12 protein-coding genes are annotated in these 17,022 nt (G+C 63.5%); 6 read left to right on the top strand and 6 right to left on the bottom strand.

The genetic code is table 11. The features are described from left to right. Positions 1-188: 188 nt before the first annotated feature. Positions 189-815 (top strand): ferric reductase-like transmembrane domain-containing protein, encoded by a 627-nt coding sequence (locus tag ACK3BK_RS11735; RefSeq protein ID WP_186664985.1) that lies wholly within the window; start codon positions 189-191, stop codon positions 813-815. A gap of 15 nt (positions 816-830) precedes the next feature. Further along, the gene (locus ACK3BK_RS11730; RefSeq protein ID WP_186664987.1) at positions 831-1,325 is read left to right on the top strand and encodes a DoxX family protein; all 495 of its coding nucleotides are present in this window, start codon (positions 831-833) and stop codon (positions 1,323-1,325) included. 80 nt (positions 1,326-1,405) lie between these two features. On the opposite strand, the gene ACK3BK_RS11725 is transcribed toward ACK3BK_RS11730, so the two are convergent. From ACK3BK_RS11725 to ACK3BK_RS11705, 5 genes are all read right to left on the bottom strand, one after another. Further along, entirely contained in the window at positions 1,406-2,110 is a 705-nt protein-coding gene (locus ACK3BK_RS11725; protein WP_186708201.1) for a DUF2063 domain-containing protein, read from the bottom strand. Beyond that, on the bottom strand, positions 2,103-2,936 hold the full coding sequence (locus ACK3BK_RS11720) for a DUF692 domain-containing protein (RefSeq protein WP_411384355.1): 834 nt from the start codon (positions 2,934-2,936) through the stop codon (positions 2,103-2,105). Before ACK3BK_RS11720 ends, ACK3BK_RS11725 begins: the two co-directional genes overlap by 8 nt. A 315-nt stretch (positions 2,937-3,251) precedes the next feature. Continuing rightward, a complete protein-coding gene (locus ACK3BK_RS11715) occupies positions 3,252-3,812 on the bottom strand; it encodes a DUF4174 domain-containing protein (RefSeq protein ID WP_186708203.1) in 561 nt (186 codons plus the stop codon). Between the two features lie 200 nt (positions 3,813-4,012). After that, positions 4,013-8,899 carry an NEL-type E3 ubiquitin ligase domain-containing protein gene (locus tag ACK3BK_RS11710; protein WP_411384354.1) on the bottom strand — a complete coding sequence of 1,629 codons (4,887 nt, stop codon included), beginning with the start codon at positions 8,897-8,899 and terminating at the stop codon, positions 4,013-4,015. A gap of 94 nt (positions 8,900-8,993) precedes the next feature. Next, positions 8,994-11,354, bottom strand: coding sequence for a DNA polymerase II (locus ACK3BK_RS11705; protein WP_411384353.1), 2,361 nt, complete (start codon positions 11,352-11,354; stop codon positions 8,994-8,996). A gap of 198 nt (positions 11,355-11,552) precedes the next feature. On the opposite strand from ACK3BK_RS11705, the gene ACK3BK_RS11700 reads away from it, so the two are divergent. After that, complete coding sequence (locus ACK3BK_RS11700; protein ID WP_411384352.1) at positions 11,553-13,706, top strand: TonB-dependent siderophore receptor; 2,154 nt, start codon at positions 11,553-11,555, stop codon at positions 13,704-13,706. A gap of 27 nt (positions 13,707-13,733) precedes the next feature. On the opposite strand, the gene ACK3BK_RS11695 is transcribed toward ACK3BK_RS11700, so the two are convergent. Beyond that, complete coding sequence (locus ACK3BK_RS11695; protein ID WP_411384351.1) at positions 13,734-14,213, bottom strand: VOC family protein; 480 nt, start codon at positions 14,211-14,213, stop codon at positions 13,734-13,736. 215 nt (positions 14,214-14,428) lie between these two features. On the opposite strand from ACK3BK_RS11695, the gene ACK3BK_RS11690 reads away from it, so the two are divergent. The 3 genes from ACK3BK_RS11690 (at position 14,429) to ACK3BK_RS11680 (ending at position 17,012) form a co-directional block, all read left to right on the top strand. Then, the gene (locus tag ACK3BK_RS11690) at positions 14,429-14,998 is read left to right on the top strand and encodes a ComF family protein (RefSeq protein WP_186665008.1); all 570 of its coding nucleotides are present in this window, start codon (positions 14,429-14,431) and stop codon (positions 14,996-14,998) included. Continuing rightward, positions 14,998-15,666 (top strand): hypothetical protein, encoded by a 669-nt coding sequence (locus ACK3BK_RS11685; RefSeq protein WP_411384350.1) that lies wholly within the window; start codon positions 14,998-15,000, stop codon positions 15,664-15,666. The genes ACK3BK_RS11690 and ACK3BK_RS11685 overlap by 1 nt, the downstream gene beginning before the upstream one ends. A gap of 143 nt (positions 15,667-15,809) precedes the next feature. Further along, positions 15,810-17,012, top strand: a complete 1,203-nt coding sequence (locus ACK3BK_RS11680; protein WP_411384349.1) for an MFS transporter — start codon at positions 15,810-15,812, stop codon at positions 17,010-17,012. Positions 17,013-17,022: the final 10 nt, after the last annotated feature.

Below are 17,022 nucleotides of genomic sequence, written 5' to 3'. Positions count from 1 at the left end.
GGGGCTGTCTGTGGGAGCGGGCTTCCCTCCCACGGTCGGTTCATGTATGGATCTGTAGCACACCCGCCCAACGCTACACACCGATACACAACCCCCGCCCCGCCGACACACTGCAGATACCCCTCGCCAACACACTCCCAGCCACAACAACGCCACGGCCTTCGCCGTCGCAGACCTGGGAGCTGCTCATGAAAAACCTCGCGTTACCCTCCGGCTGGAAGCTGTTCGCTGCCCTTGCCGGCCTGACCCTGCTGATGACCGGGCTGGCCCTGTCGATGCACCCCGTCGGCTCTGCCGAAGCCCTGCGCACAGCCATCCGCGCCACCGCACGCAGCTCCTTCGCGCTGTTCCTGCTGACGTTTCTCGCCTCCTCGCTGGTGACCCTGTTACCTGGAGTCTTCAGTCGCCAGGTGCTGCGTGAGCGACGCTTCCTCGGGTTGGCCTTCGCCTTCTCCCACACGGTTCACGGGGTACTGATCTACCTCTATGCGCAACGCTTCCCGGAGCTGTTCTGGGCCGGCCGCACCGCAGTGGCCAACATTCCCGGCAGTGTTGGCTACCTGTTCATCCTGCTGCTGACCCTGACCTCGTTCAAAGGCGCCATGCGCCTGCTCGGCGGCCGTCTGTGGCGAGGCCTGCACAGCACCGGCACCTGGGTGCTGGCCGGGGTGTTCTGCCTGTCGTTCTACAAGCGCATCCCGATGGGCGGCTGGTACCCGCTGGCATTCGCCCTGATGTTCGCTGCCATCGTCCTCAAGCTCACCGCCAAGCGCGCTCAACACCTGCGCCGCGCCAAACCTGCCCTTTCCTGCTGAAGCGAGACGTGCACCATGACAACGCTGATCAACCGCACCCTTTCACGCATCGACAACACCGGCAACTGGAGCGCAGACCTGCCCCTTCGGCTGTTCCTGGCCTGGGAGTTCTTCGAATCAGGCCTTGAGAAGTTCAACGGCAACAACTGGTTCGTCGACTTGCAGGCCAACTTCCCCTTCCCGTTCAACGTGCTGCCCGCTGAATTCAACTGGCAACTGTCGATGTGGGCCGAGCTGATCTGCCCGCTGCTCCTGCTGCTGGGCTTCGGTACACGGCTGGCCTCGGTGGTGTTGGCCGTGGTGACGGTCGTCGCGATCGCCTCCGTGCATTGGCCGGCACATTGGTCATCGCTGGCTGAGCTGGCCCAGGGCTATACCATTACCGACCGCGGCTTCGGCAACTTCAAGCTGCCGCTGATCTACCTGGTGGCGTTGCTGCCGCTGATACTCAAGGGATCCGGCCGCCTGAGCCTGGATCATTGGCTGGCCCGTCGCTGGCAGCACGGCTGATCAAGGCCCGCAGAACACAAAGCCCACGCCTGGCAACAGGCGTGGGCTTTGTGTCTTCCCGCAAAGCTTGAGGCGACTCGTCAGGCCGCCCGGGTTCCGATGATCACACCCTGGGCGCGCAACCCTTCAAGCATCGCTTTGCCGCCTTCGAGCAACGCCTCGCCGCCCAGTGCCAGCAAGCGCTCACGCCCGCTGCCCGATGCGTTCAACAGCTGCCACGCCAAGGGTGCCAGGCGGGAAAAGTGCACCTTGAACCCTGCATCGCGGTGCACCAGCAGCAGAGTCGGCACCTCAGGCGCCTGTTCTGGCTGATAGTCAGGGCCGATTCGCTCTACCGGCCATTGATAAGCCAGCACCTGGGCCACACAGGATAGCAGCGGTTCCCCGTCAAGCAGGTCGCCGTGCGGATCGTGTGCGGGGTCCTGCGCATCCGTGAGGCTCAAGTACGCCTCGATCCACTCGTAATGCGCCAGTTCCAGTTGCCAGGGTGCGTCCAGCTCGACACCCTGCAGGTAGTCGATGAAGCCTTCGGCGACCTCGGTGAACAACGGGGTCTGGCTGCGATAGTTGGCATAGAAATCACGCACCCGGGCATGCCAGACCTGATCGCCCAACGTCTTGCGCATCACCGGGAAACCGCCGGCCAGCAGGCCCTCGATGGCCCCGTAGAACAGCTCGCGGTAGACCTTCAACCGCCGCTCCTCGATACCGGGTGGCGCCGGATGACGCTGCGGGTCGCGCAGGTGACGGGCCAGGGTGAATTGTTGCTCGCGCAGTTCAGTCATGGCGCAACCCTCCGGCAGCCTGTTGCAGCGCCCGGATGCGTGCAGTCTCGGCGAGCAGCTCGGCCATGGGCGGGTAGTTGAAGTCGCGTTCCAGTACGGTCGGCTGATTGCCGAAGCGCTGGCACGCAATCGAGAACAGCGTCCATACGTCTTCCTTCACCGCAGCGCCGTGGGTGTCCACCTTCAAGTCCGCTGCCTCGTCGTAGTGCCCCGCCACATGCATGCCAACCACTCGCTCGCGCGGCAGCCCTTCGAGGAAGGTCAATGCGTCGTACCGGTGATTGCAGGCATTGACGAAGACATTGTTGACGTCCAGCAACAGCTCACAGTCGGCTTCCTCGAGCACCGCGCAGATGAACGACAACTCGCTCATCGCCTGGTAGGGCGCGGCGTAGTAGCTGATATTTTCCACGGCGATGCGCCTGCCCAGGCAATCCTGGGCCTGACGGATACGCGCAGCGACATGGCGGACCGCTTCGTCGGTGAAAGGGATCGGCATCAGGTCGTAGAGGTGACCGTCATCGCTGCAATAGCTCAGGTGCTCGCTGTACAGCTTCACCTGGTAACGGTCCATGAAGCGCCGGGTGCCATCGAGCAGCTTCAAGTCCAGCGCCTCCCGCCCGCCCAGCGACAGTGACAAGCCATGGCAGGCGATTGCGAAACGTTCGGCGAGCTGCGCCAGCCCATGGCCAAAGGCGCCACCGACATTGATCCAGTTCTCCGGGGCGCACTCGAGGAAGTCCACGGTGCCCGGCTCCAGTTTCAGCAGTTCAGCCAGCAGGCCGCGGCGCAAGCCAAGGCCGGTGAGCAAGGGTTCGGAATGCATGGGGAAAGTCTCCGCAGGGGCCGGAAACGACCGCGGGGCAAGCCGCCTCCCGTTGAACGATGGAAGATGGCTTGCCCCGCGCGCTAACCGGCGAAAAGTCAGATGTTTCGAATGAGACGGCAGAGCGGCGGGAGAAGATTGCAGATGGCGGTCATGGCGAAGCTCCACGTCGGTCGAAAGGTCAGCTCATTTCGCCGCAGTGGTGTGTCCCCGATGTATCGAGAAGCGAGGGAATTTGTATGGCAATCGGTCACCGGGGCCCGCTGATACAGTGGGATACAAAAACGCCGGTCTGCAAAGACCGGCGCTGGCGGTTCAGTCGTCCAGTGGCTTGGGCGGTGCTGCCGGCTTGGCCGGTTTGGCGGCCTTGCCAGTTTCTTTCGCCTTGGGCTCCGAGGCCGGGGCAGCGGCTACAGGCTCGGGGGCAGCAATGGCTTTCTCTGCCGCCGGCAGTTCGTCAACGGCCTTGAAAATCGCCTGCGGGTCGATCTTCTCACCGCTTTCATCATCCTTGAGCATGTGGCGCTCGCCATCCTTGCCGATCAGGATCACCTTGGTGCCCTTGCTCGCGCCAAGCTTGAGTTCGCGGATCAGCGCCATGGTGGTCTGCTGCTCGAGGTTCTTGTCTTCGCGTTTACCCATCATCTGGGCGACGCTGAACAGCACCAGGTTGCGCTCCTTGAACCCGGCCTGGGTGGCCGGATCCTTCATGGCCTCCTCCAACCCGCGCAACGTCGGGTCGGCGCTGCTGGGGGCGATCACGACCAATGGCCGTGCCTTGCCCAGCTCCTTGGCCAGGGGCGCATCGCTGTCGGCAGCCAGCAGCGGGGCAGCGACGGCAAGCAGAGTGGCGAGGGTCAGTGACCGGACGAGCATGTGTATCTCCTTGTTCTCTCGATATATCAATGACTACAGATCATAGAGAAAGATCCGACACGGAGCCTAAACCACCTGAAGTGGAACATGCGCTGTGCAAAGGTAACTTCCGGTGTCCAGGCCTTCGCTCGGGACGTGCGGAAATGCCCGCCCCCCACTGCAGAGCATAGCCTAACAATGAACGCTGGCACCCTCGCCTCTCAGCCCATGCCGCTGCCACGGCTCGGCCCCGGCTGCGGCTCGGAAGTCGGCGGTGTTACCTGCGACGGGTTCTGCGCCAGCGCCGTTCGGGTCAGTTCGATGATGCGTGCCTGCACCGCCGCATCGTGCTCGGTCGACAACAGGTCCATCGTTTCGCGAAAGGTCTGGGAATCCATGCCAGTGCCCAAGGCGCGCATGCGCTCGGCAAATTCGCCATCGGCCAAGCGCATCTGAAGGCTGGCACGCTGCTCGCGCAGTTGTCGGTCGATATCCGCGTGCCGCTGCAGATGGGCCTCCAGGGCATCCCCCGTCAGGCCGCCGCGTTGAAGGTCAAGCTCGGCGGACTGAGCCTGAAGTCGTTGAACCTCGATACTCAAGGCTTGCAAGGTATCGTCATAGGACCGGGTGCCTGTCGAGTCATCGCCAGCCATCTCCTGAGCCACCTCGATACGCTCGAAGAACGGCCTCTTGATGGCGTCGAATTCCTCTTGATGGCTGTTCTTGAGGTGCTCGGTCCAGAATTCACGCATGAACAGCGACTCGACCATGGCCTGCTCGGTTTCCCCCTCGCGCAGCCGCCGGCGGGCCGCAGCCAAACGCTCAGGGTTCAAGCCGGCAGTCTGCTGGTAGGCGATGTCTGACGGCTGTGCAGGCAGATCGAACTCATCGCGCAACATGACCCGGTAGGCCAATTCGACCTCGATTTCATCGGGGTCGCTCCCCGCGACCACACGACCGGCAATGTCATCGACGGCAATCCGTTCGATTTCATCCAGGCGCCACAGCTGCCGCCCCAGGTGCACCAATGCCGCATCCTGGGCACCGCCCCGGGCGTCAACCAGTGCCTTCCAGACCAGCATGCGCACTTCCAGCCGACTGAAGTTCCCGATGACACTGTCCTGGCAGGTCCTGGGCAACATCGCCTGGGTGAACAGTTCCTCGCGCAACTGCTCATGCTCGCGCATCGCCAGAATCATGCTGTTCACTCGCCGCCCAAGGTCTGTGCCGTGATTGCGAAAATCCAGCGTTTCGGGCAGGCGGCGCAACAGGTCCATGAAATCGGCGCTGCCCGGCGCCTCGGCCAGCCCATTCCAATGCTCGTCGAACAGTGCGGTGGAACCTGCATCGATCACCTGTCTCCAGATACCGCGTGCTCTGTCGAGCGTAGCAGCGACATCCCCCGCTTGATCGCCGGCATTCTCGGCTTCCAGCTCCTCTTCAACCATCAGTTGATGACGAATCATGAAGCTGCGCAGGCGCTGGGTAGAGGTGGCGCTCAGCGGGTTATCGCTCAACAGCACCGAGCGGGCATACCACCTAGGGGCACTGAAGAAGTGGTCGGGAAGTTCGACAATTGCGTTGTGACGCAGGTCAGCGATCGCCAGAGAGCCGCGACTCAGCAAACCGTCAGGCAACTGGCTGATTCCGGTGTGCGCCAGCTGAAGGGAGCTCAGATGTGGCATGCTTGCCACGGAAAAACTACGCCCCAACGGGTTGTACGACAAATCCAGTAACCTCAGATGCGTCAGTTGCAACAGCGTGGCTGCCTGGCGATCGTCCAGCACGATCCGATTGCCGGTGAGGTCCAGTTCCCGCAGTCGCGAGAGGTGACGTAACCGCGGCGGCAGGCGGGTAAGCCTGTTGCTGGGTAACTCGAGGACTTCCAGGCGACCGAACGCCCGCATGAAGGTGCTGGGAATCTCGGTCAAGCCAATGCCGCGCAACGACAACGACACCACATGATCGAAACTGACCTGTTGCGCAATCTCCGGGAGCGACTGCAATGACACGGCCCACAGGTTCAGACGTTGACCGATCACGCGCCCGAACTGGTCGTACACTCTGGGCAGGGTGCGCCGCCAGGCCGCGAGCAAGGCATCGCGCAGGTAGGCTCGCTCTCCACGGGCGCTCAGGCCGCCAGGCTGATTGGCCCACAACTGCAGGTGCGTCTCCAGCAAAGCCATCTCATCCTCTAGCCGAGTCAGCTCGATGTGAATGTTTGTGCCGCTGTTGCCGAGCATGACCAGCCAGGTTCGCACCTCGTTGTCGCTCAGGTTCGGGTACAGGTTACGCACCCTGCCGAACAACGGCCGGCATCGCCCACGTCCGGCGCCGCGACCGCTCAACGGGTAACCGACCCGCCCATCCGCCAGACGTTGCGGCGCCCGGAACCAGCCTGCAGAGGCGCGCTTGCCGAGCATCCCCACCACTTGCGAGCGACGGGCCGCCGTCGCGCGCGCCAGGGTCACACGCAGGTTGTGGGCCAGGGGCTCGGTCAACCCCAGGGCCTCCCGCTGCCCGTCGTCCACCGCGCCACTCAGGACGTCGAACAGTTCGCCTTCCTTGAGCACCACCTCTGTTGCACCGTCGAGCAACTGGAAATGCCCATCGGTGTGAACCAGGGTCAGTGTGCGAACGGCCTGTGCGCGGTCTATCGACAGCAGTACCGGGCCGTCCGCCGAGCCCTCGCACAAGCGCCAGGCCACGTTGCGCGAAGCACCCGGCAGTGTGTCCAGCACCTGCAGCGCAACGCGGGCAAGATCGGCATTCTGGCTGGCATCCAGGTACAACCCCTCGAACACCCGGGCCACCCTGATACGCCACACCGCAGCGCCCGCCTGAGAGGCAAGGTCCACCGCCACCCGGCCGTTGCCCAGCAAGCGCCCGCGATCGACCACACTGGCTTCGCGCAACAGTTGCGAGGCCGCCCGACTGTGCAATGAAGAGAACTGCCGGCACAGACGCTGGACGCCTGCATCTTCGGTTGGCTGTTCCAACGCATACAACTGCTCGAACAGACGCCTGCGTTCGGACCAGATCAGCTCCGCCAATGCCTGGTCGGAGGCATCAGCGCCGCCGGACAGCAACCGTGCCTGACCGAGTACAGTCTCGTCGGTGGCCATGATCCCACTGCGCAATTGGCTGACCACTCGACGGATGCGCAGGTCCAGCCGATAGCGGACGACACTGTCCAGCCATTCGCCATCGGCCACACGTCCCTCGACATGGACCGCGCGCAGATGCTGCGGTTGTATGTCGTGGGCGAGCAGGATTTCGTCGATCTGGTCGTCGTCCAGCTCGGCAAAGTCATGCCCCAGGCGCCGGAACGAACGCCGAGGCTCATCCCACTCCAGTGGTTGCTCCCACCACAGCCGCCAGCCGCCCGCACCATTGTGTCTGAGCACAGGCGCGTGGTTGTCGTCACCCTGCAAGCGCCAGCGCTGATCGCTACCCTGCGCAACCCGATAGTGCTGGCCATCCATTTCAATCCAGCAACCTTCGCCGGCACGGTATACACCTTGGTCGTCACGCAGCGCCCCGGCAGGCGGCGCATTGCGAAATGGCGTGAGGTCCTCCTTCCATAGCCGCGTGCTGCCGTCCTCCAGCCGGACCGGCAATAGGCTATCGACCAGCGCCGAACGGCTCCAGGCCGCTCGCGCCACCTGCGCACCTGCCGCCGTGGCTGCAATCATGGCTACATCGCCGGCGACGTTGAGCAGGTGATCGAGGGCCTCGCTGCTATCCCCCTCGTGCCAGGCCTCGACACCGTGGTAGACCTCACCCAGCAGTTCCCATGCGGTCACTGCGAGCAACACCGCGCCCAGGGCCGGCACGAAGAGCCCCGCTATATTGAGCAAAGCCCAGCCTTCTGCGGACAAGCGCTGATCGTGCTCGCGCCGGACCTGTTCATCCACCGCAGCCGAGGGCACGGCAATCATCGCCGCATCGGCCTTGACCTGCGCAACGCGCGCACGGCCCAGCGCACTGAACAGCGAGCCTTCCAGGGTACTGGCAGTAGCCTGGTCGGTGATCTCCCAGGGGTGCATATGCTCTTCCAGTGCAATGTTCGCCAGGTCCGACACGCCCTGGTAGCCCGAAACAACGGCGGAAAAGAACGACTGCGCATCGCGGCGCAACACAAAGCGGCTGAAGAAACGCTGGTACCCGGGCAGGCGCAGGCGCTTGCCCAGGTCATTGGCAAAGTGGCGCAGGTCGGGGAATGCGCTCCACGGAGTCGTCGGATCGCCCGGAATGTGGACCAGCACGCGGTAGCTGGAGCTGTACAGCGGGCTGAAGATCTCGTCACGAACATCCAGCACCACGATCTGCTCCAGGGTGCACGCCAGCAGGCTCAGGCGCTTGCACTGCACCGGACGTCCTTCGAAGGTCAACGAGGCTTTCTGCGCGCAGAGATTGTGCACCAGCAGGTATTCGTCCTCGCTCAGAACACCTTTGAGCCGCGCAACGCAGGCATCAGCCAGCATGCCGTAGCGATGGGCCCGGCCGAACACCGATTCGGCGGCAGCGCCCGAATGGCTGTCCTGCTCCAGCACGGTGTGCAAATGGCGCTGGTATTGACCGCCCAGGTCCAGAGACCGGCACAATGCAGCGAAACGGCGCGCGTTGGGCAGCCGGGCAGATGCATTGCGAGGATCGCTTAGCCGGTTGCCGGGTAACTGCCCGCCGTCCTCGGTTTCCTCCTCGCGGAAATTGCGCAGCGCCGCCTCGACCAGGGGCATTTGCGTGTACACCGGCTCCGTCACCGGGTAACCGATGGGTATCGAGGTGAGCACTGGCTCGCGGTGACCACGACGAAACTGCAACGCGCGGACATCGAACGGCCCATCGACATGGGGCCTGAGGGCCTCGGCCAAACGCGTTTCGGCAAAGCTGTCCAGGCTGTCCAACTGCCCCATGATGGCTTGGGCCCGCGCCTGGAAATACACGCTGAGCCTCATCGCCTCGTACAGGTGCTTGACCTGCTCCGGGGAAGCCTTGCGTAGCCAGTCCGGCAAACGCTGACCAATCACGGCGTCCTGATGCAGTGCGTGAACATCAGGGACGGCGGTGGCGTCTTGTTCGTGCTGTACGCGGGGGGTCGTCATGGCGTAGCGCTCCTTGGAAAAGAAGCGCAGGCTAGGTGGCAGCGGCCATGCTCGGGCAGTAGATAGATGCCACCCCGGCGGCAGCCGCCCCCCCTCAGAAGAGCAGGAGCTGGCGATCGGTCAGGCTGGCGAAGTCATCCCCCACGAACGGCAGGATCGCATCCGCCACCGGCTGCAACTGACGGCTCAGGTAGTGCTCGTGATCGACTGGCGACTGCAGGTTCTCCAGGGGCTCCGGGCCAGCCGTGGTGATGACGTAGCTGATCCAGCCGCCGCGCTGGTATTGCAGCGGGCGCCCCAGGCGCAAATTGTATTCATCGGCAAGACGCGCGGCGCGCACATGGGGTGGCACGTTGCGTTGGTAGTCCTGCAACGGACGACGCAAGCGCTTGCGATACACCAGCAGTTCATCCTGCTCGCCCAGCAGCGTGCGTCGTACATAATCGCGCACATAGTCGCGATAGGGCTGGCCACGGAAAATCCGGCCATACAGTTCCTGCTGGAACTGCCGGGCCAGCGGCGACCAATCGGTGCGTACCGACTCCAACCCTTTGTAGACTACCTCGTCCTGACCGTCGGCGCGCTGCACCAACCCGGCATAGCGCTTCTTGCTGCCCTCCTCGGTGCCGCGGATGGTCGGCATCAGGAAGCGCCGGTAGTGGGTTTCGAACTGCAGCTCCAACGCACTGTGCAGGCCCATCTCCTGGCGCAGGTGTTCGCGCCACCACTGGTTGACCTCGGCCACCAGTGCACGCCCGATATGCGTCGCCTGATCCTCGTCATGCGCGCCCTTGAGCCAGACGAAGGTGGAGTCGGTGTCGCCATAGATCACGTCATAACCACGTGCTTCGATCAAGGCGCGGGTCTGGCGCATGATCTGGTGCCCACGCAGGGTGATCGACGAGGCCAGGCGCGGGTCGAAGAACCGGCAACCGCTGGAGCCAAGCACACCGTAGAAGGCGTTCATGATGATCTTCAGGGCCTGGGACAACGGGGCGTTACCCGCTTTCTTCGCCGCCTCGCGATTCTGCCAGACGCGCTCGACGATGGCCGGCAAAGCGTGGCGGGTACGCGAGAAGCGAGCGCCACGAAAGCCCTCGACCGAGCTGGCCTGATCGGGCTCACGCAAGCCTTCCACCAGCCCCACCGGGTCGATCAGGAAGGTACGGATGATCGATGGATACAGACTCTTGTAGTCCAGCACCAGCACCGACTCGTAAAGGCCTGGCTGCGAGTCCATGACGAACCCGCCCGGGCTGGCCTCCCCCTCGCGGCTGCCCAGGCTCGGCGCGACGAAGCCCAGCCGGTGCATGGCCGGGATGTACAGGTGACAGAACGCCGCCACCGAGCCGCCGCTGCGGTCCACCGGCAGGCCAGTCACCGTGGCACGTTCAAGAAGGAAGTCGAGCAGCCGGGTGTGCTCGAAGATGCGGGTGACCAGCTCGCAATCCTTGAGGTTGTAGCGCGCCAGGGCCGGCTTGTCCTCGGCGAACATCCGGTTGATCTCATCCATGCGCTGGTAGGGAGTGTCGATGGCCTTGCCTTCCCCCAGCAGGGTCTGGGCAACGTTTTCCAGACTGAACGAGGGGAAGCTCCAGGTCGCCGAGCGCAGGGCCTCGATGCCGTCGATCAACAGCCGCCCCGGCGCGTCGGCGAAGAAATGCGTACGGCTGCCATGCTCGCGCAGGGTCATCGGCGCACCGTCGCGCCCCAGGCACAGAGGCACATGCAATTGCCGAGCGTGATCGTGAAGGATGCGCAGGTCGAACTGCACCAGGTTCCAGCCGATGATCGCGTCCGGGTCATGGCGTGCCAACCAGTGGTTGAGGCATTCGAGCAACTGGCCACGGTCGGCGCAGTAGTGCAGGTCGAAATCCTCTACCTGCGCCTGGCCGTTGGCAGGGCCGAGCATATAGACCTGACGCTGGCCGCACCCCTCCAGCGCGATGCTGTACAACTCGCCATGTTCGCTGGTCTCGATATCCAGAGACACCAGGCGCAGGCTCGGTCGGTAGTCCGGATGAGGCTTGAGCTGTGCATCCACGACCGCTCCCTGGGCATCGACACGACCACCGAACGACACCGGCGCGGTAATGAAGCGCTCCATCAGATAGCGCTCCGGCGGCCGGATATCAGCCTCCAGCACCTCGACGCCGGCCGTGCGCAGGCGTTTGTCCAAGGCCATCAGCTGGCGGTGTTGGCGGCAGTACAGGCCCATGACCGGCCGCTGCTGAAAGTCGCGCAGCTCAAGGGGGCGCAACTCTGCGCCCGGCTCATCGGCGAGCAACAGTTGCGCGTGGGCGGCCTGCTGTGCGGGCACGAACGCCACCGAAACCTGCGCGCCCAGGCGCACGCGCCGGGGGCCCTGGTCGGTGGCCAGCCAGAACTCCACGCACGTGCCGTCGGGGGTGTCATGCCAATGACGGGTCAGGACAAAACCCTGCTGCAACTCCACATGGACCTCACACACTTGATCAAGCGCGGATTCTACTCGCTTTGCGCAAGCCTCGGGACGCCCGGCGATCCTGCAACCCACGGACGAATGTGAAAAATTTGGCGATTTTTTTGGCATACCACGCTTTCGGACCGCGACAAATCCTGACACACTTATTGCTAATCATTCTCATAAGTACTAGCAACAAGGATATCTGGCATGACCCCTGCTGCTCCGCCTCGTCGTTTCGCGCCCAACCTGTTGACCCTGGCCATCTGTATCAGCACCTTGCCCCATGCCATGGCCGACGACCAGCAACCAGCCGGAACACTGGAACTGGGCGCCACCGAGATCACTGACAACCGGCTGGGCAGCACCACCGAAGGCAGCACGTCCTACACCACCGGCGCCATGAACACCGCGACCAAGCTGCCGTTGACCATGCGCGAGACGCCACAGGCGGTCACGGTGATCACTCGTCAGCGCATGGACGACCAGAACATGACCAGCATCAATGACGTGGCCCGCTACACCCCTGGGCTGTTCCTCAACCAGTCCAGCGGCCCCGGCCGCCAGAGCTACACCGCCCGGGGCTTCGACGTCGACAACCTGATGTACGACGGCATCCCGAGCGCCTATACCGGATCGTTGGTTGGCGCCCAACCCAACCTGGCGATGTTCGACCGCGTCGAAGTGGTCCGCGGCTCCACCGGTCTGGTCACAGGCGCCGGTACACCATCAGCGGCCATCAACCTGGTGCGCAAGCGCCCGCTGGCCGAGCAGAAAGTCACCGTGACCGGCGCGGCCGGGAGCTGGGACAACTACCGTGGCGAACTCGACGCCTCCAGCCCGCTCAACGACAGCGGCACCCTGCGCGGCCGAATCGTGACCTCCTACCGCGATGCCAACGGGTTCCGTGATGGCCAGGAAGAAAACCACGGGCTGTTCTATGCCATCAGCGAAGCCGACCTGAGCGATGACACCACCTTGACCCTGGGCTTTTCACACCAGAAGGACAAGACCAATTTCTTCTGGGGCGCGATCCCCACCGACCTCAGCGGCCATCACCTGGATGTGTCGCGTTCGTACAACCCCGGCACCGACTGGGAAGACAAGGACCAGGAGATCAACACCCTCTTCGCCGAAGTGCGCCAACACCTGGCCAACGACTGGAAACTGCAGGTCAACGCCAACTACAGCGAGCAGAACGCACTGTTCCGCGGTTCTTACCAGTCGCGCTGGAACACTGCCAAGACCTTGAGCAGGACGGTCTACCAGTCCGCGCACGACGAAAACCAGCTGGGCCTGGACGCCTTCGCCAGCGGCCCCTTCGAACTGCTGGGCCGCACCCATGAATTGGTGCTGGGTGCCAGCAAGCGCATCTACGACATGAACGAGCGCGACTACAGCCCCTATGACACCAACTATCCGCTCGACGGCGGCAAGCCGAACTTCCTGCACACCGGAAACAGTCGCTACCTGATCAACCAGGAAGGCGTCTACGCCACCACCCGCCTGAGCCTGGCCGACCCGCTCAAGCTGATTCTCGGGGGGCGCCTGGACTGGTACGACTACGACCAGCGCGACAGCAACGACGGCGACTACAAGGTGACCCGCAACGTCACCCGCTACGGCGGCCTGATCTATGACCTGGACGAGCATCACTCGGTGTATGTGAGCTACACCGACATCTTCACCCCGCAGAGCGGCAAGGACGTTTCCGGCAAGCCGATCATCCCGATCGTCGGCAAGAACTATGAAGTCGGCATCAAGGGCGAATACTTCGACGGTGCATTGAACGCCAGCCTTGCGGTGTTCCGTATCGATCAGGAAAACCGCCAGGTCGAGATCGGTGCGGCCAACTGCCCGCAGATGACCTGCTACGAAGCCTCGGGCGAGGTCCGCAGCCAGGGTATCGATTTCGAGCTGCAGGGCGCACTGACCGACCATTGGCAGATCGGCACCGGCTACACCTACGCGCGCGTGCACACCATCAAGGACGAGAAGAACCCGGCCAGCGTCAACAAGCCGCTCAAATCCGACACGCCCGAGCACCAGTTCAAGCTGTTCACCACCTACCGCTTCCAGGGCCCGCTGGAGAAGCTGCGGGTGGGCGGCGGCATCACCTGGCAGAGCCGCATGTACAACGACATCCCGGTCGATGGCGGCAACTATCGGCTGGTACAGGGCAGCTACGCGGTCACCGACCTGCTGGCCGGCTACCAGGTCAACCAGCATCTGGACCTGCAGCTCAACGCCAACAACATCTTCGACAAGAAGTACTACTCGTCCATCTCCAAGTCGGTGGACTACGGCGGCGACACCTTCGGCGATCCGCGCAACCTGATGCTGACGGCCAAGTACAGCTTCTGACCCTCGCGGGCTGGCAGGCAAGGCCTGTCAGCCCCGGATTGCCCGCTCGATCGTGGCGATGTCGATCTTGTCCATCTTCATCATCGCCTCGAACGCCCGTTTGGCTGCCGCGCGGTCGCTACCGCCGACCGCGTCGGTCAGCACTCGCGGGCTGATCTGCCACGACAGCCCCCATTTATCCTTGCACCAGCCGCACACGCTGGCCTGGCCACCGTTATCGATGAGCGCGTGCCAGTAGTGGTCGGTCTCGGCCTGGTCGTCGGTGGCCACCTGGAACGAAAACGCCTCGGAGTGCTTGAACGCGGCCCCGCCATTGAGGCCCAGGCACGGAATGCCCATCACGATGAACTCCACCGTAAGCACATCACCCTCCTTGCCCGAGGGGTAGTCGCCCGGCGCCTTGTGCACGGCGAGCACACGGCTGTCGGGGAAGGTAGCGGCGTAGAACTTCGCCGCCGCCTCGGCATCGCTGTCGAACCACAGGCAGATGGTGTTCTTGCTGGGCATGGCAGGCCCCCGGATCGGTGGATGATCCTGAGCAGTCTAGCCGGGCCCGTGACCACTGGCCGACGAGGGCGACACACGGATAGCTCAGAATTTTCCTACCCATAAAACGGAAAGCGCGAAGTCGAAATTGGGACTTCCCCGTCGCAACATTGCCACCACGGCTGATTGATGGCCGTTAGAAAGTCTCTGGCATATCAACGACAAGGAAGCCTCACATGGACATTCGCACGCTGCCGGGCAACGACGCCTGGGATTACGGTATCAGCCTCGACAAACACATCGTCTGCAGCGTGCCGGTCGGCGAAAACGCCCAGGGCTACATGCAGTTCGACACCACCCGCACCGCCATCGGCGAGGCGGTGTTTCAGCTCAAGTACCGCGACGACTACGACCTGGTGGACTTCCTCGCAGAATCTGTCGTCCAGGCGATACAGAATGTCCCGGTGGATGTCGTGCTGCCCATGCCCGCCAGCCGCCAGCGTACTCGCCAGCCCGTGCACGCGGTGGCAGAACGGGTAGCCCAGTTGCTGGAGCTCGAGTACTGCGACCAGACACTGATCAAGCACAGCAGCACCGTCGCAATGAAAGACCTGGCGACCTATGAAGAGCGCTGCGCTGCACTGCAAGGTTGCTTTGTCACCCAAGACAAACTCCACCCGTGCAATGTCCTGCTGCTCGACGATCTGTTCGACACTGGCGCCTCGCTGGAAGCCGCCTGTACCGCCCTGCGCGGATACGCTAGCATCCGCTCAATTGCAGTCGTCACCCTTACACGGAGGCATTGATGCCGAAGGTTTTCATCTCCGGCTCGATCACGCTCAAGCGCCTCGACCCTCAGGTCGAGGCGCGACTCGACAATATCGTTGCCAGTGGCCACGAAGTGCTGCTCGGTGATGCCGCAGGCGTGGACAAATGCGTGCAGCAGTATTTCGCCAAACGCCAGTACGCCGCTGTCACGGTGTACTGCACCGGTGACACGCCTCGCCACAATCTTGGTGCATGGCCACTCGTGGCTGTCTGCCCACCCGCCAATGCCAAGGGCCGCGCGTTTTACACTGCCAAGGACCTGGAAATGGCAGAAGCCGCCGATTTCGGCCTGATGATTTGGGACGGCAAAAGCCCCGGCACCCTGTGCAATGTCTTCGAACTGCTGGACAGAGCCCGAAAGTCGGTGGTTTACCGCCAGGCGACGGGATTGTTCTGCAACGTCCATGGCCTGGACGACCTGCAGGCACTCATCGCCCAGATGGACGAGTCGGCACGCCTGGAGGCCGACAAGAAGGTTGGCTTGTCCAGGCGGATCGAGCGGCTCTCGAGGAAGGCCGAAGACCCGGCAGTCATTCGCCAGCAGATCGATGAACACCTTGCGGCCATCGCCCGTCACCAGCGCCGGGTAGCCGAGTTGCAGGCGATGCTGGACGCGGCATCCACCGGCGCCGACCTGTTCTCCTGACCGCGACCGGCCAGGCGCCGGTTGCCTCTGGAGTCTTTGAACATTCAGCCAGCACACGACTCAATACAGGATTGACGCCCTTTTCGGACATCCGTACGATTTATTCGTACGCCCGTACGAAACTTTTCCAACGAGTCTGTACCATGCCCGCCAACTACCGCCTGGCCCGCTACGCCTTGTATCTGCTGTTTCTGCTCCCTGGCCTGACCCTCGCCAGCTGGGTCACCCGCACCCCTGCCCTGCGCGACGGCCTGTCGGCCTCCACCGAACAGATGGGGATGATCCTGTTCGGATTTTCAGCCGGAGCGATGTGCGGGATTCTCAGTGCCGGACGCCTGATCGCCCGCTTTGGTGCACACCGGATGATGCGTACCGGCCTGCTCGGGCTGTCCGCCGGCATGCTGGTGCTGGCCGGCAGCAGCGAGTTGACCAGTGCCTGGTGCGCCTTTGCCGGGCTGTTCATCTACGGCATCGGCATGGGTTGGGCGGACATCGCAGTGAACATCGAAGGTGCGGCCGTGGAGCGGGAAATCGATGCACCGATCATGACTACCCTGCACGGTTTCTTCAGCCTCGGCACCCTGGTGGGCGCGCTGGCCGGCATGGGCATGACCGCGCTGCAGGTGCCCCTGGACCTGCATCTGATCGTCGCCGCACTGCTTTCGGCCGTGGTGACCCTGGCCCTTGCCCCTCACGCCCCTCGGGCCAGTGAAGGAGCAGCGAATCAACCGACAACGCAGACAGCCGAGTTTGCCTGGGGCGCCCTGCTCAGCGACCGACGCCTGTTGCTGATCGGCTTCGTGGTACTGGCCATGGCGCTGGCCGAGGGTGCAGCCAATGACTGGCTGCCGCTGCTGATGATCGACGGCCACGGATTCGCAGAAACCACAGGCACGCTGATCTACCTGGTATTCACCCTGGGCATGACCCTGGGTCGATTCGCCGGTGCGCCGGTGGTGCGCCGCTTTGGCCGGACGCTCACCTTGCGCGCCAGCGCACTGCTTGGCGCAGCCAGCCTGGCATTGGTGGTGTTCTGCGACGTGCAGTGGATCGCCGCAGCCGCCGTGATGCTCTGGGGCATTGGCGCATCGCTGGGTTTTCCCCTGGCGATCTCGGCAGCCGGGGAAAGTGGTGCTCACAGCGATCAACGCGTCAGGCTGGCGGCAACGGCAGGTTACCTGGCGTTTCTGGTCGGCCCGCCCCTGCTGGGCTTTATCGGCGAACATCATGGCTTGCGCCTGGCGATGCTGCCGGTCCTGACACTGGTGGCCCTGGCGTTCGTCGTGGCGTCGGCGCTGCGCGAGCAAGCCGCTTTGCCTGTCGATACCTGCGAAAAGACCGGTTGAGGGGCTATCT

This window comes from Pseudomonas sp. L7 (genome assembly GCF_046605565.1).
Classification (GTDB): Bacteria; Pseudomonadota; Gammaproteobacteria; order Pseudomonadales; family Pseudomonadaceae; genus Aquipseudomonas; species Aquipseudomonas wayambapalatensis.
Note: the sequence above shows the minus strand (reverse complement) of the source record. Positions and strands in the feature narration are given on the sequence as shown.